Below are 26,240 nucleotides of genomic sequence, written 5' to 3'. Positions count from 1 at the left end.
ATGGCGGGGACGGACGACGCCGTCGCCGACACGGGGACGTCGGATTCGGGCGGGGGCACCGACGACGACGACTCGCTGGGAACGCTGTACGTCGTCGGGATCGGACCCGGGCTCCCCCACGCGATGACCCAGCGAGCGAAGGACGTCGTCGCGACCGCCGACTGCGTGATCGCCTCGAACCTCTATCAGGAGTTCCTCCGACGCGACGGGACGCTCCCGCCGGAGAGCGCCGAAGTCGAGGCGGCCGGCGCGGGAGACACCGCGGCCGACGGCGGGAGAACGGAAGACGCGGAGGGAGGAACCGTCCTCGAACGACCCGGCGGGACCCGGCAGACGCTCGTCCGCTCGTCGATGGGGCGGCAGGTCGAACTGGCCCGCGAGGCGTTCGAGCGCGTCAGAGCGGGCCAGGACGTCGCCCACGTCTCCGGCGGCGATCCGAACGTCTACGGCAAGAGCGACCTGCTGTTCACGATGGCCGAAGCGGAGGACGCCGAGGACGTCCCGATCGAGGTCGTCCCCGGCGTGACGGCGGCGCTCGGCGGCGCGGCGAACCTCGGCGCGCCGCTGTCGAACGACTTCTGTACCGTCTCGCTGTCGGACAAGTGGCGCGGGTGGGAGGAGATCGAGGAGAAGCTCCGCGCCGCGGCGATCAGCGGGTTCGTGATCGTGCTGTACAACTGCTGGCGCGATTACCAGCGCGCCATCGACGTCGTCCGAGAGGAACGCGCCGACGACGTTCCGGTGGGGATCTTCAACGACGCCGGCCGCGGCGACGCGGGCCGGAACCGCGACGACGAGACCCACACGATCACCACCCTCGGCGAGGCCGACGAGTACGAGGAGGAGGTCGGCGGGATGGGCACCTCGATCCTGATCGGCAACCACGAGACGGCGGTCTGGGAGAACCGGTATAAGAAACACCTCGTCACCCCGCGCGGCGGGCGTGACGTCGACGACTTCTGACAATGAACACGGACGACACCACAGAGCCGAGTACGGACGTCGAACAGGCAGCGACAGACAGCGAGCGGACGACTACCGGAAACGAGAGCGAGTGCGGTGCGAGTAGCACGGATACGGACGGCGAGACAAAGTGCGGCGCGTCGACCGCGAACGCGACGACCGACGGCGGCGTCGCGAGCGCCTCGGGAGCGTCGGGAAGCGCCGATGAGACCTCCTCGACGTGTGGCGCTTCCTCCTCGTCGTCCGGTTCGAAGTGCGGCGGGTCGAAGCAATCGAAGACCGACGAGAAGGTCGAGTCCACCGTCGACGACTTCGACGCCGACCCCGGACGACTCGTCGCGGTCGGACTGGGTCCCGGACAGCCGGAAGGGATGACCCAGCGGGCTCGCGGGGCGTTGCTGGAGGCCGAGCACATCGTCGGCTACACCACGTACGTCGACCTCCTGCCCGACGAGGTCACCGAGTCCGCGGAGGAGCTGTACGACACGCCGATGTGCGGCGAGGTCTCGCGAACGGAGGAGGCGATCGACCGGGCGCTCGCCGGCAACGACGTCGCCATCGTCGGCAGCGGCGATCCGAACGTCTACGCGCTGGCCGGTCTGGCGCTTGAGATCCTCGAATCGAAGGGCGCGACCGCGAGTATGGTCGACTTCGAGGTCGTCCCCGGCGTCCCGGCCGCCCAGTCCTGCGGGGCGCGGCTGGGCGCGCCGCTCGTGAACGACACCGTCAGCATCTCGCTGTCGGACCACCTGACGTCGATGCCGACCATCGAGTCGCGGCTCCACGCGGCCGCGAAGGAGGGGTTCACCATCGCGATCTACAACCCCTGGAGCCGCAAGCGCCGGGAGAACTTCCGGAAGTGCTGTGAGATCCTCTTAGAGCACCGCGAGCCGGACACGCCGGTCGGGATCGTCCACGGCGCGGGTCGCGACGACGAGGAAGTCGACATCGTCGAGCTCGGGGAGTTAGAAGAACTCGGCGAGACCGACCTCGTCGACATGACGACGACCATCCTCGTCGGCAACGAGGAGACGTACGTCTGGGACGACCGGATGGTGACCCCCCGCGGCTACGAGTCCAAGTATGACTACTGAGTACCGAGTTCGCCTCGACCGCGAGGCGTGCGAGGGCGTCTTCGCCTGCCTCGTGCGCGACGATCGGTTCGTCGAGGCGTCGGACGGGTTGGCGACCGTCGAGACGTCGGACCGCCTGGCGACCGGCGGCGGACGGGAAGGGGGCGACGGAGGCGACGTTGCCACCGGCGGAGCCGATGGGAGCGACGAACTCCTCGTTTCGTTCGCGGACGACCGACTCGCGGACGCGAAACAGGCCGCCCGCGCCTGTCCCGTCGACGCCATCGACGTGCTGACGGAGGGCGACGATGAGTGAGGCGGAGCGGGGGGCGACGACGCCGGAGCCCGTGGACGACCTGCTCGCGGCGGCGACGACGACGGCGTACTTCTGGGGGCGCGTCGCCGGCGACGGCGAACTGACACGGGATCGCGTGACCGTCCGAGCAGGGGACGAGACGGCGGCCGACGCGCTGGCGGCGGTCGCCGGGGCGGGTCGGACGGACCACGACCACCGGGTCGCGGCCCGCGAGTCGGCGCACGACGCCTCGATCGTCCGTTTCGAGGACGAGTACGAGTTACAGGTGTTCGGCGCGCCGGCCGAGCGCGCGGCGGCCGCACTCGGCCTGCCGATCGACGGTCAGCCCGGCGGCTACCGCTTCGACGCGTTCGCCGACCACCGTCCGCAGCTCGTTCGAGGGGTCCTCGAGGCCTGCGGCACCGTCTGCTTCCGGGAGTCCGCGGAGTCGGTCGGCGTGTCGTTCGTCCACGACGACGAGGCCCTGCTCCGGACCGTTCGCTCGCTGCTCGATGCGGCCGAGCCGGACGTCCCGACCGACGACCTCTCTGCGACGTCGTCGGGCGGCCACTGGTTCGGGCTGGCAGACGACGCGGACGCGGCGGCCTTCGCGCGGTGGGTGTACAGCGGCAGCGACGACTCGGGGCTGTACTCGGCGGCGCGGCGGGGGAAACTCCGCCGGAGCGTCGAGCGCGCCACGGGGAGCGAGGTGGGCGAGCTCTCCGGATGACCGCGAACGCCAGAGCCGCGCCGGACGCGCGGGACGACACCGGCGTGCTCGACGACGAGGCCGTGTTGCTGGCGGGTCACGGCTCCCGCCGCGAGAAGTCGAACGAACAGGTCCGGACGCTCGCGGCCGACCTGGAGAGCCGGCTCGGGCTGCCGGTCGACGCGGGCTTCCTGGAACTCGCGAAGCCCTCGATACCCGACGCGATCGCCGGCCTCGCGGCGACGGTCTCGCGAATCAGCGTCGTGCAACTGTCGCTCTTCGCCGCGAGCCACGTCAAGAACGACGTCCCGCTGGCGGTCCAGCGGGCCCGGAACGAACACCCCGGCGTCGCGATCCGGAACGGTGCACACCTCGGCGTCCACCCCGCGCTCGTCGACCTGCTCGACGACCGGGCGGCGGCCGTCGAAGGCGAGTTGGGCGTCGATCGCGAGACCGACGACGTCGCGGTCGTGCTCTGCGCCCGGGGGTCCAGCGACCCGGACGCCAACAGCGACGCGCACAAACTCGCCCGACTCCTGTACGAGGGACGGGAGTTCGACCGCGTCGAGACGGCCTTCGTCGGGATCACCGAGCCGCGGCTGGAGGAGGCGCTGGACGCCGCCGCCAAACACCGGCCCGACGCCGTCGTCGTCCTCCCGTACATGCTCGGCGACGGCGTCCTCACCGGGCGGATCCGCGAGGGAGCCGCCGAGTTCGACGACGAGTACCCGTACGTCGACGCGGCCGCCGGCGATCCGCTCGGAACGGACAGCCGGCTGCTGGACGTCCTCGGCGACCGCTGGCAGGAGGCTCGGACCGAGAGCGTGGACATGTCGTGTGACACCTGTAAGTACAAGGTCGAACTCGACGGCTACGAGGAGGACGTCGGCGGCGCGAGAGCGACGCTGCGGGCGCTGACCCACCGGGAGTCACACGCCGACCGCGACGACGTCGACGAAGAGCCGCACGCGCACGACGCGCCGGCGAAACACGTCGCGGTGTGTACCAATCAGACCTGCGCCGCCGACGGCGCGCCGGCCGTCCTCGAAGGGCTGCGGCAGGCCGCGCGCGACTCCGACGCCTGCGACGCCCGGATCACGCGCTCGTCGTGTCTCGGGCGCTGCGGCGACGGCCCGATGGTGGCCGTCTACCCCGACGGCGTCTGGTACGGCGGCGTCGACGGGAGCGACGCGGAGCGAATCGTCTCGTCCCACCTCGATCGGGACCGCATCGTCTCGGACCTCGTCGACCAAGTGTTATAAATGAGCTGTCACGAAATCGAAGCGCTACGACTCGGACTGATGAACGTGCTCGGAACCGAAGATCGGAACGCGCGCGAGCACGCAGAGAAGGAACTGGAGGGCCACCTCGACGGCCCGATCGAAGCCCTCGCGAACGCGGAGACGCTCTCGGAGATCGAGCGACACCTCGACGCGGCGCTCGTGGATCTGGAGGCGGAAGTCGCCGCGACCGATCCCGACGACCCGGAGTACGGCTACGTCCGCGGGCGGCTCGTGGCCGTCCGCGACGCCGAGCGCGCGGTGCACAGGCTGACCGCTCAGGGCGAGAGCGTCCTCGACGGACTGGGCGAGGCACACGACGTGCTGCACGAGACGTTCCCCGTCGAGGAGTAGCGATCGGGGCCCCGATCCACCTTCTACCGCGGATCGCGCAACCGCGACGCGTCCGCGCCGAACTCGGCTTCGAGCAGTTCCGGCACGTCGTCGGGAACCACGTCGGAGTACCAGCGGTTTCGGGGGTGGATCGCGACAGCGGTCCCCTCGGCGCTGCACAGGCCGAGACAGCTCGTCTCCGCGACGCGGACGCGCGACCAGAAGACGTCGCGGTCGCGCAGCCACGTTTTGACCGCCTCGTACACGTCGCGACCGCGCGCCTCCGCACAGCAGGCGTACTCCGAGTCCCGCGCGTGGGTGCAGACGAGCACGTGAGCGGAGAAGTCGCCGTCGACGACGTCCTCGGTTCTCGACCGCATCAGTCCGCCGCAACGGGCGTGTCCGAGCGCGCGCTCGCGACGTCGGACGATCGGTCCTCGCCCGAACGACGACGGAATCGCGTGTGGGCCCCCGCGAGGAGCACCCACAGCAGCGCCTGTCCGAACACGGTCATCCCGACGAGCGCCGACGCCAGGTCGGAGGGGAGCGCGCTCTCGACCGGGTTCGCCGGAGCGAACGCGACTGGGAAGGCCAGGAGGCCGAACGGGAGCGCGGCCGCGACGGCGGCGGCTCCCCGTCCGCGTCGCTCCCGGAGCCGCTGGTACGCGTACCCCGAGAGCAGACAGACCAGCGCGCCGGCGACCATCATCCCGGCGTAGAGGAGCGTTCGGTTCTCCGTGGGCAGCGACTGCGTGACTCCGGGCGGCTGCGGCGGGAGGACGAGCCACGGGGCGCCCGAGACGGTGACGAACCCGGCCGCCGCCAGGAGGTAGCTCTTCGCGCCCTCGGGCCCCGGAATCGCGGGTTCGAGGAGGTAGAAGGCGAAGCCGAAGACGACGCCGCCGAGGAGGACCCCCCAGAGCACGCCGGAGAGGACGCTCACGCCGTTCGTGACCGCCGCGGGAACGGCGCTCTCGTGGTGCCCGCCTCCGGCCGTGGCTCCGGCGTGGCTGTGATGGCCGCCGGCCGCCTCGTCGTGGTGGCCGCCGGTCTCGGACTCTGCGGGCCCGACGGCGTCGCCGCCCTCGTGGCCGAGTTCGTCGGCGAACGCGACGAGCGGGTTGGCGACGAGCGCCAGCAGCAGGCCGAACGCCACGCCGGCGACGACGCCGGCTTTCACGCCCCGCGTCAGGTAGTCGGTGAGCATCCTCAGTGGCAGGTGATGCCCGCGGCGTGCCGGAAGTTGTGCATCGAGTCGTGCAGCATCGGTTCCTGGACGAACAGGAGCGCGAATCCGAGCGCGGCGACGAGCGCGAGTCCGACGGCGAGTTGCGTCGGCGTCAGCTCGATTCGGACCCCTTCGATTCGGCCGTGAACGGTGTCGGTGGTTGCCGCCATTCTAAATCACACTTGGACAAAGACAAGTTAGATTGTAAATCTTGCGTGTGAGAGAAACTCAGCTTTCGCGTGCGGCACCGGCGGCGGCGTCGATCCGCTCGGCGGAGAGCGCAGAGAGCGGAACGCGCGTCCCGTCTGTTTCGTCGGCGACCAGGCCGGCCACTCCCGCTTCCCCGCCGTCCCCGGCGTCGACGACGACGACGTGTGCGCCGAGTTCGGCCAGTCGCCGGGCGGCCTCGCGGGTCTCGCCGACCGGGCTCCCCCCGGCGACGTTCGCCCGGCCGTCCGTGACCAACACGACGACGGCGGCGGCGAGATCGGCCCGGTCGAGGGCGTCGGCCGCGGTTCGGAGCCCCGCGGGCAGCGGGGTCCGGTCGCCGGTCGGCAGCTCCTTGAGGTGGCGCGCTGCCAGCGTGACGCTGTCCGTGGGTGGGAGGAGGACCTCCGCCCCGTCGCCGGCGAACGCGACGAACCCGACCTCGTCGCGCTGCCGGTAGGCGTCCTTCAGCAGTTCGAGCACGGTCCCCTTCGCCGCGCGCATCGCCGGGCGCATCGACGCGCTGGCGTCGACGACGAAGAGCACCAGCGCGGCGGCGTCGCTCCGGCGGACCGACTGGCGGAGGTCCCGAGATTCGACGGACGTCGCGCCGCGGGCGGCCGCCGCGCGGACCGAGGCCGCGGCGTCGACGTCCCCCGCCGAGTTCGCGCGACGGGTGCGCACCCGGGCGCCCTCGCTGTCGACGTTCGGGGCGGCCCGCGTTCGAGTGCCGCTCCCCGTCTTCGCGTCCGCGACGGCCTCCGGCGCGGTCAGGTCGGGGGCGCGGCCGGCCCCGATCCCGGCGGGCGACTGCCCCGGGACGAGCGGACTGGCCTCCGTCGAGTCGTCGGAGTCGCCCGCCGAGTCGTCGCCGTCGGCGTCCGCGTCGGACCCGTCGGAGTCCGCTTCCCGCTCCCCGTTCTCCGCCGCCGCTTCGGCGTGATCGGGGCCGCCGTCGCCGTCTCGGACCGACGGCGAACCGCTCTCACCGGTCTCGTCGGGGTCGTTCCCCTCGTCCGACGATCCGGGATCCGTCGGTGGTTCCGATCCATCGCCGTCGCCCCGGTCACCGGAGTCGCCGGTCTGACTCGACGGGTCGTCGCGCTCGTCCGCTGAGTCGCCGTTCTCGCCTCCGGCTTCGCTTTCGTCGCCCGCTTCGGAGCGTTCCCCGTCGGTTCCCCCATCGTTCTCGTCGCCGTCGTCGCCCGCTCCGTCGAAGTGCTCGTCGACGAGTTCCTCGGGGTCGGGCGCGTCCTCGAACGGGCGCGAGCGAAGCCGGTGCGGGAGCGCGAGCTCCGCCGCCTGTCGGACGTCGGGTTCGATGACCTTCGAGCGTCCGTCGAGGGCGGCGAAGGTAGTCGCGGCACGCGCCGTGGCGATGTCGGCGCGGTGTCCCTCCGCCCCCGAGTCGCGGCACAGCTCCGCGATCTCCCGTTTGAATTCGGTCGAGAGGTCGACTTCCGGGAGGAGTTCGCGGGCCGTTCGGAGCTGGTCTCGGCGACCCGCTTCGCCGTCGGTTTCGGTGCTTGACGTCGTATCCCCCGTATCGCGGCCGATCGCACGGTCGATGATGTCGACCCGTCGATCCACGTCCTCGCAGGCCGTCACCGTCGCCTGGAGCGCGAAGCGGTCCCGCAACTGCGGACGGAGGTCGCCCTCCTCGGGGTTCATCGTGCCGACGAGCGTGAACTCGGCCGGGTGGGTGACGCTGACGCCGTCGCGCTCGACCCGGTTGACCCCGCTCGCCGCCGCGTCCAGCAGCACGTCGACGAGGTGGTCGTCGAGGAGGTTCACCTCGTCGACGTAGAGGATGCCGCGGTTCGCGCGGGCGAGTAGGCCGGGATCGAACTCGTGCTCACCCTCGAGGGCGTCCGACACCGAGAGCGTCCCGACGACCCGTTCGCGGGTCGCACCCAGCGGGAGCGTCACGAGCGGGACCGGCCGCTCGGTCCGCGGCGGATCCGGCCGCTCGCGGCAGCGTTCGCACTGCCGCTCGGGGGCGTCGGGCGGACAGCCGTACGGACAGTCAGCGACAGCGTCCTGTTTCGGCAGCAGCTCCGTCAGCGCCCGCACCGCCGTCGATTTCGCCGTCCCCTTCTCGCCCCGTATCAGGAGACCGTCCAGACCGTCGTTCGCCGCGACGGCGAGTAAAGCTCGCTTGAGTTCCTCCTGCCCGACGATACGGGAGAACGAGGGCCTCGACTCCCGGCCGTGCGAAGCTTTTTTGCGTCCGTCGTATTCAATCATAGTTGAATTAGCGCAATAGAGGTTTAACAACGTTATGCCAACAATCGGCCTGTACACCGCGACCGAAAACGAGCTCGGGGCCGTCCAGCGCGCCGCGACCCGGACGGACGTCGATCTGGTCGTCCGCTCGGAGAGCGACCTCGACGACGGGACCGACGTCGACGCGTTCCTCGACGAGATCGACGACGCGACGGCGGCGGTCTTCTGGCTCCACGGCGCTGAGGACAGTATGCCGGGATACGACCACGCCGTCGAGCGGCTGAACGACGCCGGCGTGCCGCTCGTGGTCAAATCGACCGGTGACGCCTACGCGCTCGAAGACACGTCCGTCGCCGCGGAAGACCGCGACCGCGTCTACGAGTACCTGGAACGCGGCGGGACCGTCAACGTCGCGAACTGCCTCCGCTTCCTCGCCGACGAGTACGGCGAGGTCGATGGCGAGGACGGCGGGATCGACCGCGAGTACGACGACCCCGTGACGCTCCCGACCGAGGGCGTCTACCACCCGGACTATCCGGGCGCATCTTACGAGGAACTGGCGGCCGAACTCGACCCGTCGACGCCGACCGTCGCGGTCTGGTTCTACGAGTCCCACTGGACCCACGAGAACACGCGTTACGTCGACGCCCAGGTTCGCGCCGTCGAGGCCCAGGGCGCGGACGCGCTGCCGATCTTCTGTAACCCGGCGACCGACACCGACGAGCAGTGGGACGCCGAGCGGGTGACGGAGGAGTGGCTCCTCGACGACGGCGACCCCGTCGTCGACGCCGTCCTCTCCTCCTTCATGTTCTCGCTGTCGATGGACGAGCGGGGGCGCGCGGCCGACGACGAGGGCGAGAGCGCGGAGGACGTCTTCCTCGACAGGCTGGGCGTCCCGGTGGTCCAGACCGTCACGACGATGCGCTCTCGCTCTCGATACGCGTCGAGCGACACGGGCGTGATGGGCTTCGAGCTCGCCCTCTCGGTCGCGCTCCCGGAGTTCGACGGCAACGTCGTCACCCACCCGATCAGCGGGAAGGAGCGCACCGACGACGAGGCGGGCATCGGGAGCGCCCCGAAGCAGCACTTCCCGATCGACGACCGGGTCGACCACGCCGCGCGGCTGGCGGTCAACTGGGCGCGGTTGCGACACGTCCCGAACGGGGAGAAGGACGTCGCGGTCGTCCTGCACAACTACCCGCCGAGCGACGACGGGATCGGCACCGCCTTCGGCCTCGACAGCCCCGAGAGCACGGTCAACCTCCTGGAAGAACTCGGTGCACGGGGGTACGACCTCGGCGGGGGCGACGGCAGCGACGCGTCGCCGTCGCTCCCCGACAGCGGCCAGGCGCTCGTCGAGCGGCTCACCGACCAGCTCACCCTCGACGACCGCTGGGTCGCCCCCGAGGACGTCCGCGACCTGAGCGTCGACATCGTCTCCCCCGAGCAGTACCGCGAGTGGTTCGACGATCTGGACGAGCGCTTCCGGGAGAACGTCCGCGACGAGTGGGGCGAGGCCCCCGACCGGCCCTTCGCGATCCCGGGCGTCGAGTTCGGGAACGTCCTCGTCACCGTCCAGCCGCCGCGCGGCTTCGGGATGGACCCCTCGAAGGTGTACCACGACTCGGACCTCCAGCCGCCCCACGACTACGTGGCGTTCTACGGCTGGCTGCGGAACGCCTTCGAGGCCGACGCCGTCGTCCACCTCGGCACCCACGGCAGCCTGGAGTGGCTCCCCGGCAAGACGGTCGGGCTGGACGGCGAGAGCGCCCCCGACCAGCTGATCGACGACCTCCCGAACGTCTACCCCTACATCGTCAACAACCCCGGAGAGGGCACGCAGGCGAAGCGGCGCTCCTACGCCGCGATCGTCGACTACCTCACGCCGGTGATGCGCAACGCCGGAACGTACGACGAGCTGTCCGAGCTGGAGGAGCTCGCCGATCAGTACCGCGAGGCCGGGATGGAGGACGCCCGAAGCGACGACGGCGAGGGCCTCGAACGGCAGCTCCGAGAGAAGGTGGACGAACTCGACCTCGCGGTGGAGTTAGGCATCGCGGGCGACGTCGACGAGAAAGCGGACGTTCGCGGTCCCGACGAAGCCGGATCCACGCTCGCCGAGGGCGCGGTCGACGGCGACGACGTGGACGTCGACGACCTCGTCGAGCGCGTCCACGCGTACCTCACGGACGTGAAGACGACCCAGATCCGGATGGGGCTGCACACGATGGGCGAACCGCCCGAGGGGGAGCGACTGACCGAGTATCTGGTCGCGCTCACCAGACTGGAGAACCCCGGCGGCCCGAGCCTTCGGGAAAGCGTCGCGGGCGTGCTCGGCGTCGACTACGAGCGGATGCTCGACGAGCCGGGACACTACGACGAGGAGCTCGGGATGACGCTCTCGGAGGCCGCGGACGAGGTGTACGAGACGAGCCTCGACCTCGTCGAAACCCTCGCCGAACACGACTTCGACCCGCCGGCCTCGGAGGTCGACGCCGGGCCGGACGACGAGACGAATATGAACCTGCTGGTCGTCGATATCGACCCGCTCGGGGACGCGCGGGTGCAGTCGGGCGCGCACGAGGACCTCCGGGCGGCCCTGAACTTCGTCTGCGAGGAGGTGGCCCCGCGCGTCCGCGGTGCGTCCGAGGAGATCCCGCGAACCGCCGAGGCGCTGGCCGGCGAGTACGTGCCGCCCGGCGGGAGCGGCGCGCCGACGCGCGGCGGGGTCGACCTGCTGCCGACCGCTCGGAACTTCTACACGCTCGACCCCCGAAAGATCCCCGCGAAGAGCGCCTGGCGCGTCGGCCGCGAGGTCGCGGAGGGCACCGCCGAACGCCACGCCAACGAGCACGGCGCGTACCCCGAGGAGATCGGCGTCGTCGCGTGGGGGACGCCGACCGTGCGGACCCGCGGCGAGACGGTCGCGCAGGTGCTCGCGCTGATGGGCGTCGAACCCGAGTGGACCGACGCCGGCCGCGTCGACGACGTCTCGCCGATCCCGCTGGAAGAACTCGGCCGACCCCGGATCGACGTCACGACCCGCGTCTCGGGGCTGTTCCGCGACGCGTTCCCGCAGGCCGCGAGCGTCGTTCACGACGCCGTCGACGCGGTCTGCGAGCTCGACGAGCCATACGAGATGAACTACGTGAAGAAGCACGTCGAAGAGGAGACCGAGGAACTCGACGCGCAAGGCGTCGACGATCCTGAGAAAGCTGCTAAACACCGCGTGTTCACGACCCGACCCGGCGGGTACGGCGCGGGCACGAACAAGGCCGTCGACGAGGGGAACTGGGAGGACCGATCCGACTTGGCCGAGGTGTACGTCCAGTGGGGCGGGTACGCCCTGGGGAGTCGCGGCCGCGTCGCGGAGGCCCACGACGCCTTCGAGCGCCGGCTGGACAGCGTCGACGCCACGGTCAAGATCGAGGACACCGCCGAGCAGGACGAGTTCGACAGCTCCGACTGGTACGCGTTCCACGGTGGCTTCATCACCGCTGTCTCGGAGATCTCGGGCGAGGAGCCGGCCTCCTACGTCGGCGACTCCAGCGACCCGGACGACGTCTCCGTCTACACGAACGAGGAGAAGGTCCGGAAGGCGATGCGCGCCCGCGTGCTCAACCCCGACTGGCTCGACAGTATGGAGGAACACGACTACAAGGGCGCCGGCGACCTGTCCACGACGGTCGACGTCGTCCTCGGCTGGGACGCGACCACCGGCGTCGTGAGCGACACGCTCTGGGGCGACGTCGCCGAGAAGTACGCCTTCGATGAAGGTCGACAGGAGTGGATGCGAGAGGTGAACCCGTGGGCGCTGGAGAGCATCACCGATACGCTCTTAGAGGCGATCAACCGCGGGCTGTGGGACGCCGACGAGGCGACGGCCGACCGCCTCCGGGATCTCAACCTCCGCGTCGACGGCGACCTCGAAGCGCGGGCCGGAAGCGCGGCCGCCCCGGAGGTGTCGAGCGATGACGACTGAAGACGGTAGCACGGATGGCGTCACCGGAGCCGAGGCCGACGGCGTCGACGAGTACGCCGACCTCGGCGCGACCACCGAGAGCGCGATGGAGATCGCAGAGACGAGTATGGACCGCGTGCGCGAACTCGTGCCCGACGAGACCCTCGCGGATCGGATTCGGCAGAAGAGCGTCCACGCGACCGGCGATCCGGAGTTCCAGCACCTCGTGCGGTTCACCGGCGACACCGAGGACGAACCGGTCGTCGCCGGCGCTCGGGCGGTCCTCGACGAGCGGCCGATCGTCACCGACATCACGATGGTGAAGGCGGGAATCACGGGGCGCGGGCACGACTGCCCCGTGCGGAAGGCCATCGGAAACGGGAGCGAACTGGCGAAGCGGACCGGGATGACGCGGACGGCGGCGTCCGTCCTCGAACTCGACCGCGAGGGCGTCTACGACGACGCCGTCGCCGTCGTCGGCAACGCGCCGACCGCGGCGCTCGCGCTGGCGGACTGCATCGAAGACGGGACGCGGCCCGCCGTCGTGGTCGCCACGCCGGTCGGGTTCGTCAAGGCCGCCGAGAGCCGCGAGCGCCTCCGAGAGGTCGCGGCGGCCCGCGGCGTCCCGGCGGTCACGAACGTCGGTCGCCGCGGCGGGAGCGGACTGGCGGCGGGCCTGACGAACGAACTCGTCCACGTCGCGAGCGACGTCCGGAGCGGCGAGGTCGAACTCCCGTGAGCGACGACTACGACCTGGACGAGGGCCCCGACCCGGCGGCGCTCGCGGCCGCGGAACCGGAGTCGGAACCGGACGAGCGGGAAAACCCGGTGGACGCCGTCGGGATCGGACCGGGGAACCCGGCGTATCTGACGCCGAGAGCCGAGCGGGCGATCCGCGAGGCCGACCTCGTCGTCGGCTTCGAGACGGTCGTGGGGTTCGTCGAGGCGAAGACGGACGCCGACCTGCTCGCCTGCGGCTACCGCGACGAGGGCGAGACGCTGTCGGCGTTCGCCGACCGCGTCGCCGACGGCGAACGCGGGACGGCGGTCCTGATGGGCGATCCGAACCACTCGGGGTATCAGTTCGTCGGGAAGGTCCAGGAGGCCGTCGGGCCGCCGGTTCGGGTGGTTCCGGGGGTCTCGTCGCTCCAGGTGGCCGCCAGCCGAGCGCGGACGCCGATGGAAGATACCGTCTTCGTGACGCTGCACAGGAGCGGGGACATCACGGACGGGCTGCGACGACTCCGCAGTGCCGTCGGGCGGCGGCACCTCCTCGTGCTCCCGCGCCCCTACGACTGGATGCCGGAGGACGTCGCGGCCGACCTGCTCGAATCGGGCGCGTCGCCCTCGCTCGACGCGCTCGTCCTCGAGCGGTTGACCCACCCCGACGAGTCGATCACGCGGACGACACTGGGCGCGCTCGGAGCGCGTGCGGCGGACTCGGCGGACGACGAGTCGCCGTTCTCGGACCTCTCCGTGCTCGCGGTCCGGGTCGACTGATAATGCTTACTCTCACTTTTCACCACCGAGCGCCACCCCCGTTTGCGGCGCTCGGCGGTAAGAGCCGAGAGTAATCATTATGAATCGCTGGACCGCCCGCTCATCGGAACCCCCGGCGACGACGCCGCGACTCCTACTCTCTGCCGTCCTCGTCGACCCCGAACCGCGGCCGGAATCGGCCCGCCTCGGCGTCACCACAACTTATTTTATAATCCGTCTCCACGGGTTAGTAAACCCAGATTGGAGTAGCTAAATCTTAGTTGATTTATGGACGATCCATGACATCCGAAGCAATCCTGCTCATCGCCCGCGAGACGAGAAACGCCCGCGCAGTGCTCGAAGAACACGCCGACCGGCTCCGCCGGCGGGCGGCAGTCGACGCCGTCGAGGTGGCGACCTACGAGAGCGAACCGGTCCGCGAACTCCGCGAGCGGTTCGAGCGGATCGCGGCCGACGTCGTGTACGCGGTTCCGGTGTGTGCCGCACACACTCACGAGACGATCGACGCCGTCCCCGCCGCGCTTTCGTACGTCTCCGGGGACGTCCGTTACTGCGAACCGATCGGGCGGAGCCCCGTCGTCACCGAGGTGATCGAAGAGCGGGGCGCCGACCTGCTCCCCGCCGCCGAGGACGTCTCTCTCGTCCTCGTCGGGTTCGGCAGTAGCTCGAAACCGTACCACCGGCAGACGACCGACTACCACGCGTCTCGCCTCCGCGAGGGGTCGGAGTACGGCGAGGTGTTGACGTGCTACCTCCTCCAGAACCCCGCCGTCGAGTGCGTCCGGTACAACGCGACCGGGAGCCGGTCGGTCGCGGTCCCCCTCTTTTTCTCGCGGACGGAGGCGACCGAGGAGCGGATTCCCGCGGAGTTGGAGCTCGACCGCGGCGGTATCGAGTACGCCGACCCGCTCGGCGCACACCCACGGATCACCGACGCGATTCACGCGGAGGTCGAGAAACAGCGCGCGCTCGCGGGCGAGGGCTCGTCCACCGGAGCGTCGTTCGAGGCGCAACTCGCCCGAACGAAGCGACCGGTCGCGACGGACGGGGAGGGGGTTCCGCGGTGACCAGACGCTCGGATCCGGCCTCCGCCGAGCGCGGACGGTCGGCGTCTCTGTCCGGACGACGGGGTGCCGGGACGTCGGGGCCAGCGCCGTGAAGGGCCTCGTCGTCGGCGGGACGAAATCCGGCGTCGGCAAGACCGTCGCCACGCTCGCCGTCGTGCGGGCGCTCGAACGGACGGGACGGACGGTCCAGCCCGCCAAGGCCGGGCCGGACTTCATCGATCCCAGCCACCACGAGCGCGTGGCGGGGCGGCCGTCGCGAACGCTGGACCGGTGGCTCCAGGGCGAGGCGGGCCTCCGGCGGAACTACTTCCGCGGCGAGGGCGACGTCTGCGTCGTCGAGGGCGTGATGGGGCTGTACGACGGCGACGGCTCCAGCACCGCGATGGTCGCCGAGGCGCTCGACCTCCCGGTCGTCCTCGTCGTCGACGCGAAGGCCGGGATGGAGAGCGTCGCCGCGACCGCGGTGGGGTTCCGGCGATACGCGGCGCACGCCGACCGCGACCTCGACGTCGTCGGCGTCGTCGCCCAGCGCGCCCACGGCGGCCGACACGAGCGCGGCATCCGCGACGCCCTGCCAGAGGGTCTGGAGTACCTGGGTCGAATCCCGCCGCGGGAGGACCTCGAAATCCCCGACCGACACCTCGGGCTGCACCTGGGGGCGGAAGCGCCGCTCGATCCCGAGGTGCTCGACGAGGTGGCCGACCACGTCCGCACGGACCGGCTCCTCGACCTCGCCCGGCGTCCGCCGCGACCGGAACCCAGAGACGCGGACCCGAACTCCTCGGAGACCGACAGGCGCGTCGCGGTCGCCCGCGACGAGGCGTTTCGGTTCTGTTACCCGGCGACGATCGAACGCCTCCGCGAGCGCGCCGAGGTGGTGACGTTCGCGCCGACGGCCGGCGACGGTCTGCCCGACTGCGACGGCGTCTACCTCCCCGGCGGATACCCGGAACTGCACGCCGCGTCGCTGGCGGACAGCCCCGCGATCCGACAGCTCGAAGCCGCGGCGGCCGACGGCCTCCCGGTCCTCGGCGAGTGCGGCGGGCTGATGGCGCTCGCGGAGTCGCTGACGACCGCCGACGGCGACAGCCACCGGATGGCCGGCGTGCTCCCGGCGGACGTGCGGATGCACGACCGGTATCAGGCGCTCGACCACGTCGAACTCCGTGCCCGTCGCGGGACGCTCACCGCCGGCTCGGGGGGTCGCCTCCGGGGCCACGAGTTCCACTACTCCAGCGCCGACGCGGCGTCTGACGCCCGGTTCGCCTTCGACGTCGAGCGCGGCGACGGCATCGACGACGGACGCGACGGGCTCACCGAGTACCGAGCGCTCGGGACGTACTGTCACGTCCACCCCGCGAGCGGGGCCTTCGACGCGTTCGTCGAGTCGCTGTGAGCGGAACGCGTCGGCTCACGTCGTTCGCAGACAGAAAGGTCCGGGTGCGAGAATTGAACCCGCGTCTCAGCCTCCACAAGGCTGAAGGATAGTCCACTACCCTAACCCGGACACGCACCTTCAGGTATCCCCGTCGAAGTCAAATACGTTACGACTCCGCAGCGGAGTGCGCCGACGTCACACGGTGCGCCCCCGATTCGAGCGGACGCCGGGGTCGGCTCTCGCGGCGCGACACGCCGCAGACCGGGACGCTTTTCGTTCACAGTCACCTATCCGCGAGCAACCGTGGCCATCACGGACAAGATCTACCTCAAGAACCACCGCCAGATCGTCTCCCAGTTGGACGTCAACATCCCGAAGGGGGCGTTCAAGGGGGCGACGATGGACGTCCTCTACTCCGGCGAGGGGCTCACGAAGGTCGACGACGCGACCCGGGATCGGTTGCTCGACTTCGCGGAGGACTTCCTCGACCCCGAGAACCCCGACGACCTCTACACGGGCTACCCCGAGCGGCAGTTCGTCCGGTACCTTCTGGAACTGCGCGCGCAGGGGCTCGGTCCCGACGCCATCGTCGACGTGATGGGCGACGAGTACATGTTGTACGCCTATCCCGGCGACGTCCTCTCGTTCCTGGACAACGCGGTCCGGACGCTGGAGGCCGCCGAGACCCTCGCCGAAGTTGAAGGGAATCAGGAGATGGAGCGGAAGATGCACCGCGCGCGGCAGGCGCTCTCGGGGTAGCGCTTCGCCGCCTGCGGTGAGGGATCGACCTGACTACCCGAGCCGAAACGACGGCTCGTCGGCCTCGCTGGCGTCGAGGTCTTCCAGTTGGATGACCTCCTCGTTCTCGTCTTCGAGTTGCTCGCGGAGGTAGTTCACGTACTGTTTGTGCTCCTCGAGCTGTTCGCGGAGGTGCTCGGCCTCCAGTTCGAGACGCTCGTGCTCGCGGACGAAGCTCTTGGGGACCTTCACCTTCGGCGGGAAGCTCTCGTCCTCGCCGTTGCGTAACTGTTCGAGTTCGTGCTCGGGGACGACCTGAACCTGGCCGTCGTGGGCAACGAGCGTGTCGACGTAGTCGCGGAAGACCGCCGACAGCGAGATGTCACGCTCCTCGGCGATCTCACGCAGCGTCTCGAACGCGTCCTCGTTGACGCGGAACGAGATGGTCTTGTTTTTGTTGCCCATTGGCTCGTTTCGACGTTCGTCGGCGGACTCACTTAAACGTTCGTCAGACAGTCCCACGGGTCGGCCGCGGATTCGACCGACGGGGCGACCCCGAAACGGAGTCCGGACGGCGAATCGAAGGCGAGGGCCGGGAGGGGCCTACGGTTCGGGCTGGAGGTCGGCGCCCTCGTCGGCGTCGCCGGACTCCACCTGCCCGCCGTCGAGTCCGAGTTCGTCGCCGTCGCCCTCTTCGAGGCTCTCAAGCGCGGAGACCGCCGAGTCGGTGTAGCGATCGATCGGGAGGTCGTACTCCTCGCGGGCCATCCGCGCGTACTCGTTGCCCTCGTCGTCGAAGGCGTCGATCCGGTCGAGCGTCCGCTCGGCGGTCTCGACGACCCAGCGGTCCCGGGTCGCGGCGTCGACGACCTGGATCGACTCCGGTCGAACGGAGACGTTGACGTTCCCGTCGTCGGTCTCGTACGTCCGGGGCTTGCCGACGACCGCGACGTAGGCGGGCGGTTCGAGGTCCCGGAGCGTGCTCGCGGCCTCCGGCTGGTACTGCCCCGCGTAGACGAAGAACGTCCCCGTCGGATCGACGATGCGGCCGCGCCAGTACTCGTTGTCCTCGCCGACGTCGTCCTTTTCGGTCAACGTCCCGACGAAGAACACCCGGTTGGCCTTCGCGCCCGTCGGCAGCAGCAGGTAGACCGGCGCGCGGTCGTCGTCGGACTCTTTGAACGTGAAGGCGGCGTCGTTGAACTCGTCTGCGAACACACGTCGGGCGACCTCTCGGGACGGAATCTCGTTTGCGCTCATATCAGATCGACCTCGCTTTGATCAGCACCGCTTCGGGGTCCGCCGGTTCGGTGAGCCGTTCGACCTCGTCGGCGAGGACGTAGCGTCCCAGTTCGGGGCCGGAGACGCGGTAGTAGGTGCCGAGGAGGTCCTCGCGCATCTCGTCGACGACGACGGTCGTGTCGAGGGCGTCCATCGCCATCTGTTGGGCCTCCTCGAGCGTGACGCCGGTGAGGTCTTCGGTGACGTCGCGGCCGAAGATCACCTCGTAGACCTCCTCGCCGTCGTCGAGGACGCCCTTGATCCGGAGGTCGAACTCGCCCTCGACGTCGCCGTGTTCCGAGCAGCGGCCGTTCTGGAGGACGCGCGTACAGCCCTCCTCGGGGCAGCGCTTGATGAGGCCGCTCCCGGACTGGATGTCGACGAGCGCGCCCTCGACGGTGATCGCGTCGTCGCCGACCTCGATGTCCTCGTCGAGTTCCTCGATCGAGGTCGTCTTGTTCAGTTTCACCGAGAAGTTGCCCTGGTACTCGTCGGTGACGACGTTGCCCAGCCGGTACACCGCGCCCTCTTCGAGTTCCGGGAGGTCGGAGGTCTCGAAGGCGACGAACTTCGTGCGACCCGACTCGTCGCCGAGCAGGCCGACCTGGGCGATCGAATCGCTCCGGGGCTCCCACAGTTCGACGACCTTGGCGGTCACGTCGATCCACTGCTCGTCCTGGTCGATGTCGGCCAGGTGGACCTCGTCGTTGCCGCCGCGGCCGATCTCGTCGCGTTCGAGGCCGGCCTCTTCGAGGTAGCTGTTGATCACCGACCGGCGCGCCTCCTCGACGGGCACGCGGTACTCCTCGACGAGGTTCTCCAGTCGCTCTTCGACCTCGTCTTCGTCGACGTCCAAGTGGTCCGAGAACTGTTCGGCTATCTCCGCTGCGTGTGTTCGCAGGTCTGACATAGTTTCACTCGCCTCCGCCTTGTTTTCCGTTGGGAGGCACAGGGCGTTTGGTGCGCGATGTGTAATAAAGTATCGTAAGCGGAGTGAAAGTGGAAATCAGTGGGTAGAACGGCAGTGTGAAGGCCGAGTGCGGTCGATCGAGGGACGGAGAGGCGACCGGTACGAACGGCCGGCGCCGTTCGGCCCCACCAACAGTCCTTATCACGGTCGCAGCCGCATATCCGGCCGATGGAAGACCGTCTCGAACGTCTCGTCAGACAGAAATTCCGCGAGGCGGGGCGACAGTACGCCCGCGCACGCGACGCCTACCGCGACGGCCGCGACGAGAGCACCGGCCCCGGAAGCGACGCCGTTCCGGACTCGCTCCCGCGGGACGGCGAGGGACGCCTCCGGATCGTCTGCCGCCGCCACGCCGAGCGACGGGCCGTCGCCGTGGACGGCGAGGGCCATCCGGCCTGTTTCGAGGGGGACCACCCCGACTGCGAGGGCTGCGTCGAGGACGTCGGAGACGGCATCGTGGAGACGTGGTGATGTCCGGGACCGAACCCGACGACGTCGCGGACGCCGGTGCCGCCGACGCCCGTCCCGACGACCGCTCGTCGACGACGCCCGACGTCCCGCTCCCGGTCGTCGCCGTCGTTCTCGCCGGCGGGACCGGCTCCCGGCTCTACCCGGCGAGCCGATCGCACCGGCCGAAGCAGTTCCTCCCGCTGGCCGGCGAGAGCGGGGAATCGCTCCTCGAACGGACCGTCTCGCGCGCCCGCGACGCCGCTGACGAGGTCGTCGTCGTCACCCGCGAGTCGTACGCCGACGGCGTCGCAGCGCGCGTCCCAGACGCCGACGTGCTCGTCGAACCCGCCGGCCGCGACACCGGGCCGGCACTGCTGTATGCGACTCACAGAATCGCGCGCGGGTACGACGACTGCGTCGTCCTCGCGCTCCCGAGCGACCACCTCGTCGGCGAGGGCTTCGCGGCCGCCGTCCGCCGGGGCGCTGCGGTTGCGGCAGCCGAGGACCGGCTCGTCACCTTCGGCGTCGAGCCGACCCGCCCGGAGACGGGCTACGGGTACATCGAACCGGCGGGGTCTGCGTACGACGGCCCAGCGGGACCTGCGCCCGACGGCCCAGCGGGATCCGCGCCCGACGGCCCAGCGGGATCCGCGCCCGACGCCGACTGGCGACCGGTCGAGTCGTTCCACGAGAAACCGGACGCCGAGACCGCCAGGCGGTACGTCGAGGCCGGTCACTACTGGAACGCGGGCCTGTTCGCGTGGCGGCCGGAGGTCTTCGTCGACGCCGCGGCGTCGTCGCCGCTGGCCCCGCTGCTCGAGGCGCTTGATGAGTCGGCGGAGCCGCCGACCGCGGGAGGTCCGGGCGCGACCGCGGCGTTCGAGTCGGTCGAGCCGGTGAGCGTCGACAACGCGGTCTTCGAGCGGGCCGAGGACGTCGCCGTCGTGCCCGTCTCGTTTCCGTGGGACGACGTCGGCTCCTGGGACGCGCTGGAACGCGTCCTCGACGCCGACGGGGACGGAAACGTGACCGCCGGCGACGTCGCGCTCCGGACGCTCGACGCCGCCGACAACGTCGTCGCCGCGGACGACCGACACGTCTCGCTGGTCGGCGTCTCCGACCTCGCGGTCGTGGCGTGGGACGACCGCGTGCTGGTCGTGCCGAAGGAACGTGCTCAGGACGTCAAGTCGCTCGTGCGCTCGCTGGAGGAACGAGGGGAGTTCTGAGCCTCTGGGTCGGCCGTTTTCGGGGTCGAAACGGCGGCGTCACTCCGCGGAGCGCCGCACCTGCACGCGTCCGCCGGTCGTCACGCCGACGAGCAGCGACTCGCGCACCTCGCGGCCCTGGATGGCGTCGCCGGCGGCGTCGGAGACGATCTTCATCAGTTCGGGGGCGGTCCGGTTCACTTTCACCCCCGCCTCGTCGCAGGCGTCGTAGACCTTCTTCGGGACGTCGTAGAGGTCGGTCCCGACGTCGACGGAGACCTGCACCGGCGCGGTGAGCGCCTCCGCGAAGGCGACCGTCTCGCGGGCCTTCTCGACGTTCCGCCGGGCGCTGGACTCGACGCTCGAAACGTTCGCCCGCGAGGTCCCGAGCATCGACGCGATCCGCGACTGTCGGACGCCCCGCTCGCGGAGCACGAGCACCTCCGCCTGCCGACGGGTCAAGACGCTCTCTTCGGCGTCGAACCCCACCTCCGAGAGGGCCTCCTCGACGTCGAACTCCTCGGCGTCCTCCGACTCCGCGGCGTCGTCACCGGCGTCCTCGACGTTGTCCATACCGGTTCGTTGGGTGTCCGCTGCAAAAAAGCTACAGAAGAACGACTGTCCGTTCGGTCTCCCCCCGGCGCTCGCGGGCGGCTACCCGCCCCAGAAGTTGTCTCGGCTGCCGAGCGCGGTCGGCCGTCCCGGGCCGGAGGTCTCCTCGCTCTCGGACTCCGAACCGTCGCCGGCGTCGGAGGCGTCGTCCCCGTCGCCGTCGGATCCGCTCTCGCCCTCGTCGTCCGTCTCCTCGTCGCCGTCGAGCGGCAGGCGTTCGACGACCGTCTTCGCGGTGGCGTGGTTCGACTTCACGCGGTCGATGCGGACGACCGCGCGCGCCTCCGGCAGGAGTCCGTCGACGAGGACGATGAAGCCGTCGTCGGTCCGCCCCACGCCGGCGCCGCTCTCGTGGATGTCGTCGACGTCGACGACGACCTCCTCGCCGGGCTTGACTGGCTGCGCCTTCAGGTCGCGGATCGGCTGGTCGTAGTTGTTACACCACTCCGCGCCGCCGCGGTCGCCGTAGTACTGACATCCCATCCCGTCGATTCGCTCCGAATACCGGGGACAGTCGTCGGCCAGCGGACAGTCAGACATAGCGTGAACTACTCCACCGCGTGTCTAAACCCTTGCGGGTCTACTATCGGGTCTGCACGCGGCGGCGCGTTCACGAGCGCGTGGACGCGCGGCGACGCGAGCGCGCGATCCGCGGTGACGGTCGACACCACGAGTCCGGCGCCGACCGCAACGCTTTCCGCCGTCTCGACCCGATAGGGAGTATGAGTCGCCGCGTCCCCGAGTTCGCCGTCGTCACGGGCGTCTTCCTCGGCCTCTCGGTCGTCGTGACCGGCGTCACGCTCGGCTGGGGACTCTACGCGACGGCGGTGATCGGCGCGCTCGTCTCCTACCCGTTCGTCGGCTTCGGCATCGTCCGCGACGACGACCCCGCGGCGACGATCCGCCCGCGCTGGCTCCTGGCCGCCGGCGTCGTCATCGCCCTCGCGGGCGCGTTCGGCGTTCTCCTCGACGATCCTTCGCCGGGGGGACTGCTCCGAAGCGCCCTGGTCGGCCTCGTCCTCGGCGCGCCGCCCGCGAGCTACGCGGTCCGATACGGTGCGGACGTCAACCCGCTCCCGCCGCGAGCGACGGTGTCGACCGGGGGCGCCGTCGGCCTCGCGCTCGTCGTGTTCGGGCTGTTCGTCGCGCAACCGCTCGTCGGCGTCGCCGCGGGGGCCATTGCAGCGCTCGGAAGCGCGCTGTACGGCACCGCTCGCGGCGTCGACTTCGGTCCGCGGACGAAACGGCGCGGAGCGGCCGCCGGCGGCCTGCTCGGGGTCGGGGTCGTCGCGATCGGCGTCCTCACGGGCGGGCCGCTCGGCGAGTGGCTCCTCGTGGGGACGGCCGTCGCCCTCGTTCCGAGCCTCTACGCGGCGCTGACGCTGGAACGGGCCGGCGGGATCCGATAGAGAATCACGCCAGCGGCGTCCGCTCGACCACGGTCCCAGTCCCACCTTTTCCGCTGCGCTCGCTCCGCTCGCTCGGGAAAAGCTGGACCAAAAGCCTCGCCTAACGGCTCGGCCGCTCGAACGCTTCGCGTGCTCGCGTCATCAGGCCAGCGGCGTCCGCTCGACCACGGTCCCGTCGGCGGTCGGGTACTGCTCGACGATCTCGCCCTCGGAGACGTCGCCCTCCTCGATCATTTCCTCTAGGAGCCACCACGCGACCTCGACGTGCTCGGATTTCACCGAGTAGAACTCCTCGGGGACGCCGAGCGCGTCGAGCGTGTCCGAGCCGACCCACGTCTTGCCGTAGACGAGCGTGCCGTCGTCGGTCACCTCGTCGAAGGGACGCCGGATCGTCCGCGCCATCCGCTTCAGTCGGTTGCGGTGCTGGGCGGCGTCTTTGAACACGGAGGTACAGAAGTACACGCGCTCGTGGTCGCCCATCGCATCGAGGATCTCCTCTTTCGACCCGTCGACGGCTGACATGTGGCCCTCCTGGAGTTCGTAGCCCTGCTCCTGCATCCGGCGGTAGTTGCCGTCGCTCATCTCGAACTCGTTTATATTGCAGAACTCGGCGGCGCCCTCGTCGAGGAACTCCAAGAACTCCTCTTCGGCGCGGATGCCCGGAATCTCGAACGCCGGCGTGAGCCCCTCCTCACGGGCGACGTGGAGGATCTCCTCCCACTCGGTGCCGTGGAGGTCGCCCCACAGTTCGTACGGCGGGTGAAAGCGAATCTCGTCGAGGCCCGCTTCGGAGAGCCGGCGCATGTTCTCCCGGCCGCCGGTGATCCCGGTGTAGAGGTGCGTGTGGTGGTCCTCGCCGAACTCGTCTTTCAAAAGCGAGAGGTAGTGACAGGTCCGCTCCATGGCCTCCTGGGGTTCGCCGCCGGTGATCGAGGTGCCGAGGGCGTCCATCCGGTGGGCCTCCTCGAGGACGTCGTCGTCGGACTCGACGAGGCGCTCGTTGGCGTAGACGTCGGTGACGTTCTTTCGGTTCTCGCCGAGCGGGCAGTAAAAGCAGTCGCGCTGGTCGCAGTAGCCGTAGACGAAGAGCACCATCTTTCCGCCTTTCGCGCACTGCTCACAGCCCTTCGAGATCATTTCGTTGTGTGTGATACCGCCCGGAGACCCAAAAGTCGTGCTACTTGGGACGGCGCGTTCCGAACCGCCGATGGGCGGGTCGTCCCCGGCTCGGACGCTCCCGAAAACAGATATACTCCGACGGCGTACGTCCCCGCAGATGCTTCTGGTCCTCTGCGTCGACCTCGACGACGACCTCGGCCGCAAGACGGGGCTGGAGACGCCGGTCGTCGGCCGCGACGCCGTCGAGTCGGCCGCCGTCTCACTGGCGACCGCGGACCCGGAGGACTCCGACGTCAACGTGCTGTTTCAAGGGATCCACGAGTACGACGAACTCGCCGCCGACCCCGACGTCGAAGAGGAGGTGACCGTCGCCGCCGTCACGGGCACTCAGGGCGGCGACGTGAAGGCCAACCGCGCGATCGGCGAGGAGATCGACCGCGTGCTCGCGGGCCTGTCGACCGGCGAGAACGTCAGCGCCATCGTCATCACCGACGGCGCCCAGGACGAGTCGGTGCTGCCGATCGTCCGCTCGCGCGTCCCCATCGACAGCGTCCGCCGGGTCGTCGTCCGGCAGGCGCAGGACCTCGAATCGATCTACTACACGATGAAGCAGGTCCTCGCCGACCCCGAGACACGCGGGACGATCCTCGTGCCGCTCGGCATCCTGCTCCTCATCTACCCGTTCGTCACGATCGCGAGCTTCTTCGACGTGCCCGGCGCGGTGGTTCTGGGCGTCATCTCGGCGCTTCTGGGGCTCTACACGCTCTTCCGCGGACTCGGACTCGAAGACGCCGTCGACGACACCGCGAGTCGCGTCCGCGACGTCCTCTACGAGGGCCGCGTCACGCTCATCACCTACGTCGCCGCCGCCGCGCTCATCGTCGTGGGCGGCTTCCGCGGGTACGCGCTCTTCGAGACCGCGAGGGCGAGCGTCAGCGACCCGATCCCGCCGCTCATCGCCCTGGCGGCGCTCGTCCACGGGGCCGTCCAGTGGTTCGCGGCCGCCGGCGTCACCTCCAGTCTCGGACAGGTGACCGACGAGTACCTCGCCGACCGGTTCAAGTGGCGGTACCTCAACGCGCCCTTCTACGTCGTCGCCATCGCCGTCGTCCTCTACGTCGTCTCGGGCTTCTTCCTCCCGGCGAGCATCGACGGCGTCCGGTCGTTCTCGCTGACGCAACTGGCGATCGGTCTCACCGCCGGGACGCTTCTGGGCGTGTTCAGCACGCTCGCGTTCGCGATCGCGGAGTCGCGGTTCCCGACGGCCGCGGAGGCCGCGCAGGGGTGAGCGAAGCAGAACCGGTTCCGAGGAGGGCCCCGACTACCGCTCGCGGACGACGACGAACTCCGCGAGGTCCTGGAGGTAGCCCAGCGGCTCGCTGTCGTCGACTTCCGACGCCGCGAGCGCGTCTAGCGCCTGTTCGGACTGGTCGTGGGCCCGCCGGTTCGCCTCCTCGGCGGAGAGTCCGGTGACCTGCACCAGCGACGGGCGGTCCATCTCCGCGTCCTGACCGGTCGGCTTCCCGAGGTCGTCGGCGTCGGCCGTCGCGTCGAGGACGTCGTCGCGGATCTGGAACGCGACGCCGACCCGCTCGGCGTACTCGCCGAACGCCTCGATCGTGAACGGGTCCGCGTCGGCGGCGACCGCGCCGAGTTCGGCCGCGGCGCGGAACAGCGCCCCGGTCTTCCGGCGGGCGAGGCCCATGTACTCGCCCTCGTCCGTGGGGCGAGCGACGAGTTCGGTGGCCTCGCCCTCGCCGAGTTCGACCATCGACTCGGCGACGATCTGCGTCGCGTGGTCGTTCCGCGACAGCAGCGCGAACGCCTCCCCCAGCAGGCCGTCGGAGGCGATTATCGCGGGGCCGTACCCGTACTCCGCCCACGCGCTCGCCGTCCCGCGGCGGACGTCCGAGCGGTCGATGATGTCGTCGATGACGAGCGAGGCGTTGTGCACGAGTTCGATCGCGACCGCGAAGTCGACCGCGTCGTCGGGGTCGCCGCCGCAGGCCTCACAGGCGAGGATCGTCACGGCCGGCCGGACCCGCTTGCCGCCCGCGAGCGCGACGTGTGCGACCTCGTCGGATAGCTCCGGAGGGTCGACCGCCTCGATGACCGCCTCGAGGCGCTCTTCGACCATCGAAACGCGACGCTCCAGATACTCCATTACCCCTCGCTGAGGATGGCGCGGCAAAAGAGGTTCCGGAAACCACATCGGGTCGGCGCCGCTCACGGGTCG

General features: G+C 70.2%; 27 protein-coding genes and 1 tRNA gene. 16 read left to right on the top strand and 12 right to left on the bottom strand.

The genetic code is table 11. From position 1 onward, the window contains the following. Genes DV707_RS02905 through DV707_RS02880 form a run of 6 tightly spaced genes read left to right on the top strand, consistent with a single transcriptional unit; the run spans window position 1 to window position 4,674 of the window. On the top strand, window positions 1-963 hold the full coding sequence (locus DV707_RS02905; RefSeq protein ID WP_103990698.1) for a precorrin-3B C(17)-methyltransferase: 963 nt from the start codon (window positions 1-3) through the stop codon (window positions 961-963). 2 nt (window positions 964-965) lie between these two features. Next, window positions 966-2,057, top strand: a complete 1,092-nt coding sequence (gene cobJ / locus DV707_RS02900; protein WP_103990699.1) for a precorrin-3B C(17)-methyltransferase — start codon at window positions 966-968, stop codon at window positions 2,055-2,057. Continuing rightward, entirely contained in the window at window positions 2,047-2,352 is a 306-nt protein-coding gene (locus DV707_RS02895) for a ferredoxin (RefSeq protein ID WP_103990700.1), read from the top strand. The genes cobJ and DV707_RS02895 overlap by 11 nt, the downstream gene beginning before the upstream one ends. Beyond that, complete coding sequence (locus DV707_RS02890; RefSeq protein WP_103990701.1) at window positions 2,345-3,061, top strand: cobalamin biosynthesis protein; 717 nt, start codon at window positions 2,345-2,347, stop codon at window positions 3,059-3,061. Before DV707_RS02895 ends, DV707_RS02890 begins: the two co-directional genes overlap by 8 nt. Beyond that, entirely contained in the window at window positions 3,058-4,302 is a 1,245-nt protein-coding gene (locus DV707_RS02885; RefSeq protein ID WP_103990702.1) for a CbiX/SirB N-terminal domain-containing protein, read from the top strand. The genes DV707_RS02890 and DV707_RS02885 overlap by 4 nt, the downstream gene beginning before the upstream one ends. After that, window positions 4,303-4,674 (top strand): DUF3209 family protein, encoded by a 372-nt coding sequence (locus DV707_RS02880; protein ID WP_103990703.1) that lies wholly within the window; start codon window positions 4,303-4,305, stop codon window positions 4,672-4,674. Between the two features lie 23 nt (window positions 4,675-4,697). Here DV707_RS02880 and DV707_RS02875 read toward each other — a convergent pair whose 3' ends face one another. Genes DV707_RS02875 through DV707_RS02860 form a run of 4 tightly spaced genes read right to left on the bottom strand, consistent with a single transcriptional unit; the run spans window position 4,698 to window position 8,335 of the window. Further along, window positions 4,698-5,033, bottom strand: coding sequence for a (2Fe-2S) ferredoxin domain-containing protein (locus tag DV707_RS02875; protein WP_103990704.1), 336 nt, complete (start codon window positions 5,031-5,033; stop codon window positions 4,698-4,700). Continuing rightward, on the bottom strand, window positions 5,033-5,860 hold the full coding sequence (locus DV707_RS02870) for a CbtA family protein (protein WP_103990705.1): 828 nt from the start codon (window positions 5,858-5,860) through the stop codon (window positions 5,033-5,035). The genes DV707_RS02875 and DV707_RS02870 overlap by 1 nt, the downstream gene beginning before the upstream one ends. Window positions 5,861-5,862: 2 nt before the next feature. Further along, window positions 5,863-6,051 carry a CbtB domain-containing protein gene (locus DV707_RS02865; RefSeq protein WP_103990706.1) on the bottom strand — a complete coding sequence of 63 codons (189 nt, stop codon included), beginning with the start codon at window positions 6,049-6,051 and terminating at the stop codon, window positions 5,863-5,865. Window positions 6,052-6,109: 58 nt separating this feature from the next. Continuing rightward, entirely contained in the window at window positions 6,110-8,335 is a 2,226-nt protein-coding gene (locus DV707_RS02860) for a VWA domain-containing protein (RefSeq protein ID WP_103990707.1), read from the bottom strand. Window positions 8,336-8,369: 34 nt separating this feature from the next. On the opposite strand from DV707_RS02860, the gene cobN reads away from it, so the two are divergent. The 5 genes from cobN (at window position 8,370) to DV707_RS02835 (ending at window position 16,238) form a co-directional block, all read left to right on the top strand. Continuing rightward, on the top strand, window positions 8,370-12,296 hold the full coding sequence (cobN, locus tag DV707_RS02855; protein ID WP_103990708.1) for a cobaltochelatase subunit CobN: 3,927 nt from the start codon (window positions 8,370-8,372) through the stop codon (window positions 12,294-12,296). Beyond that, window positions 12,286-13,014: a precorrin-8X methylmutase gene (locus DV707_RS02850; protein WP_103990709.1), complete on the top strand. Its 729-nt coding sequence runs from the start codon at window positions 12,286-12,288 to the stop codon at window positions 13,012-13,014. The genes cobN and DV707_RS02850 overlap by 11 nt, the downstream gene beginning before the upstream one ends. Beyond that, on the top strand, window positions 13,011-13,775 hold the full coding sequence (locus DV707_RS02845) for a cobalt-precorrin-7 (C(5))-methyltransferase (RefSeq protein ID WP_103990710.1): 765 nt from the start codon (window positions 13,011-13,013) through the stop codon (window positions 13,773-13,775). The genes DV707_RS02850 and DV707_RS02845 overlap by 4 nt, the downstream gene beginning before the upstream one ends. Window positions 13,776-14,053: 278 nt before the next feature. Further along, complete coding sequence (locus DV707_RS02840) at window positions 14,054-14,842, top strand: CbiX/SirB N-terminal domain-containing protein (protein WP_103990711.1); 789 nt, start codon at window positions 14,054-14,056, stop codon at window positions 14,840-14,842. Window positions 14,843-14,930: 88 nt separating this feature from the next. Further along, window positions 14,931-16,238 carry a cobyrinic acid a,c-diamide synthase gene (locus DV707_RS02835; protein WP_103990712.1) on the top strand — a complete coding sequence of 436 codons (1,308 nt, stop codon included), beginning with the start codon at window positions 14,931-14,933 and terminating at the stop codon, window positions 16,236-16,238. A gap of 38 nt (window positions 16,239-16,276) precedes the next feature. Here the strand turns inward: DV707_RS02835 and DV707_RS02830 are convergent. Then, a tRNA-His gene (locus tag DV707_RS02830) sits at window positions 16,277-16,349 on the bottom strand. A gap of 174 nt (window positions 16,350-16,523) precedes the next feature. On the opposite strand from DV707_RS02830, the gene DV707_RS02825 reads away from it, so the two are divergent. After that, a complete protein-coding gene (locus DV707_RS02825; RefSeq protein WP_103990713.1) occupies window positions 16,524-16,979 on the top strand; it encodes a DUF5814 domain-containing protein in 456 nt (151 codons plus the stop codon). 33 nt (window positions 16,980-17,012) lie between these two features. Here DV707_RS02825 and DV707_RS02820 read toward each other — a convergent pair whose 3' ends face one another. The 3 genes from DV707_RS02820 to DV707_RS02810 form a co-directional block, all read right to left on the bottom strand. Further along, entirely contained in the window at window positions 17,013-17,423 is a 411-nt protein-coding gene (locus DV707_RS02820; RefSeq protein WP_103990714.1) for a ribbon-helix-helix protein, CopG family, read from the bottom strand. 138 nt (window positions 17,424-17,561) lie between these two features. Continuing rightward, complete coding sequence (locus DV707_RS02815; RefSeq protein ID WP_103990715.1) at window positions 17,562-18,218, bottom strand: RPA family protein; 657 nt, start codon at window positions 18,216-18,218, stop codon at window positions 17,562-17,564. Window position 18,219: 1 nt separating this feature from the next. Then, window positions 18,220-19,149 (bottom strand): replication factor A, encoded by a 930-nt coding sequence (locus DV707_RS02810; RefSeq protein WP_103990716.1) that lies wholly within the window; start codon window positions 19,147-19,149, stop codon window positions 18,220-18,222. 228 nt (window positions 19,150-19,377) lie between these two features. On the opposite strand from DV707_RS02810, the gene DV707_RS02805 reads away from it, so the two are divergent. Continuing rightward, on the top strand, window positions 19,378-19,680 hold the full coding sequence (locus DV707_RS02805) for a DUF7091 family protein (protein ID WP_103990717.1): 303 nt from the start codon (window positions 19,378-19,380) through the stop codon (window positions 19,678-19,680). Next, window positions 19,680-20,885 (top strand): mannose-1-phosphate guanylyltransferase, encoded by a 1,206-nt coding sequence (locus DV707_RS02800; RefSeq protein WP_103990718.1) that lies wholly within the window; start codon window positions 19,680-19,682, stop codon window positions 20,883-20,885. The genes DV707_RS02805 and DV707_RS02800 overlap by 1 nt, the downstream gene beginning before the upstream one ends. A gap of 39 nt (window positions 20,886-20,924) precedes the next feature. Here DV707_RS02800 and DV707_RS02795 read toward each other — a convergent pair whose 3' ends face one another. After that, entirely contained in the window at window positions 20,925-21,437 is a 513-nt protein-coding gene (locus DV707_RS02795; protein ID WP_103990719.1) for a Tfx family DNA-binding protein, read from the bottom strand. A gap of 81 nt (window positions 21,438-21,518) precedes the next feature. Beyond that, window positions 21,519-22,016 carry a TRAM domain-containing protein gene (locus DV707_RS02790; protein ID WP_103990720.1) on the bottom strand — a complete coding sequence of 166 codons (498 nt, stop codon included), beginning with the start codon at window positions 22,014-22,016 and terminating at the stop codon, window positions 21,519-21,521. 182 nt (window positions 22,017-22,198) lie between these two features. On the opposite strand from DV707_RS02790, the gene DV707_RS02785 reads away from it, so the two are divergent. Then, complete coding sequence (locus DV707_RS02785; RefSeq protein WP_103991245.1) at window positions 22,199-22,885, top strand: hypothetical protein; 687 nt, start codon at window positions 22,199-22,201, stop codon at window positions 22,883-22,885. 141 nt (window positions 22,886-23,026) lie between these two features. Here the strand turns inward: DV707_RS02785 and DV707_RS02780 are convergent, their stop codons facing one another. Beyond that, window positions 23,027-24,022, bottom strand: a complete 996-nt coding sequence (locus DV707_RS02780) for a radical SAM protein (RefSeq protein ID WP_103990721.1) — start codon at window positions 24,020-24,022, stop codon at window positions 23,027-23,029. A 139-nt stretch (window positions 24,023-24,161) separates the two neighbouring features. On the opposite strand from DV707_RS02780, the gene DV707_RS02775 reads away from it, so the two are divergent. Beyond that, window positions 24,162-25,292 carry a DUF373 family protein gene (locus tag DV707_RS02775; protein WP_103990722.1) on the top strand — a complete coding sequence of 377 codons (1,131 nt, stop codon included), beginning with the start codon at window positions 24,162-24,164 and terminating at the stop codon, window positions 25,290-25,292. Window positions 25,293-25,325: 33 nt separating this feature from the next. Here the strand turns inward: DV707_RS02775 and DV707_RS02770 are convergent, their stop codons facing one another. After that, window positions 25,326-26,168 (bottom strand): polyprenyl synthetase family protein, encoded by an 843-nt coding sequence (locus tag DV707_RS02770; protein ID WP_103990723.1) that lies wholly within the window; start codon window positions 26,166-26,168, stop codon window positions 25,326-25,328. Window positions 26,169-26,240 lie beyond the last annotated feature (72 nt).

The organism is Halobellus limi (genome assembly GCF_004799685.1).
Classification (GTDB): Archaea; Halobacteriota; Halobacteria; order Halobacteriales; family Haloferacaceae; genus Haloquadratum; species Haloquadratum limi.
Note: the sequence above shows the minus strand (reverse complement) of the source record. Positions and strands in the feature narration are given on the sequence as shown.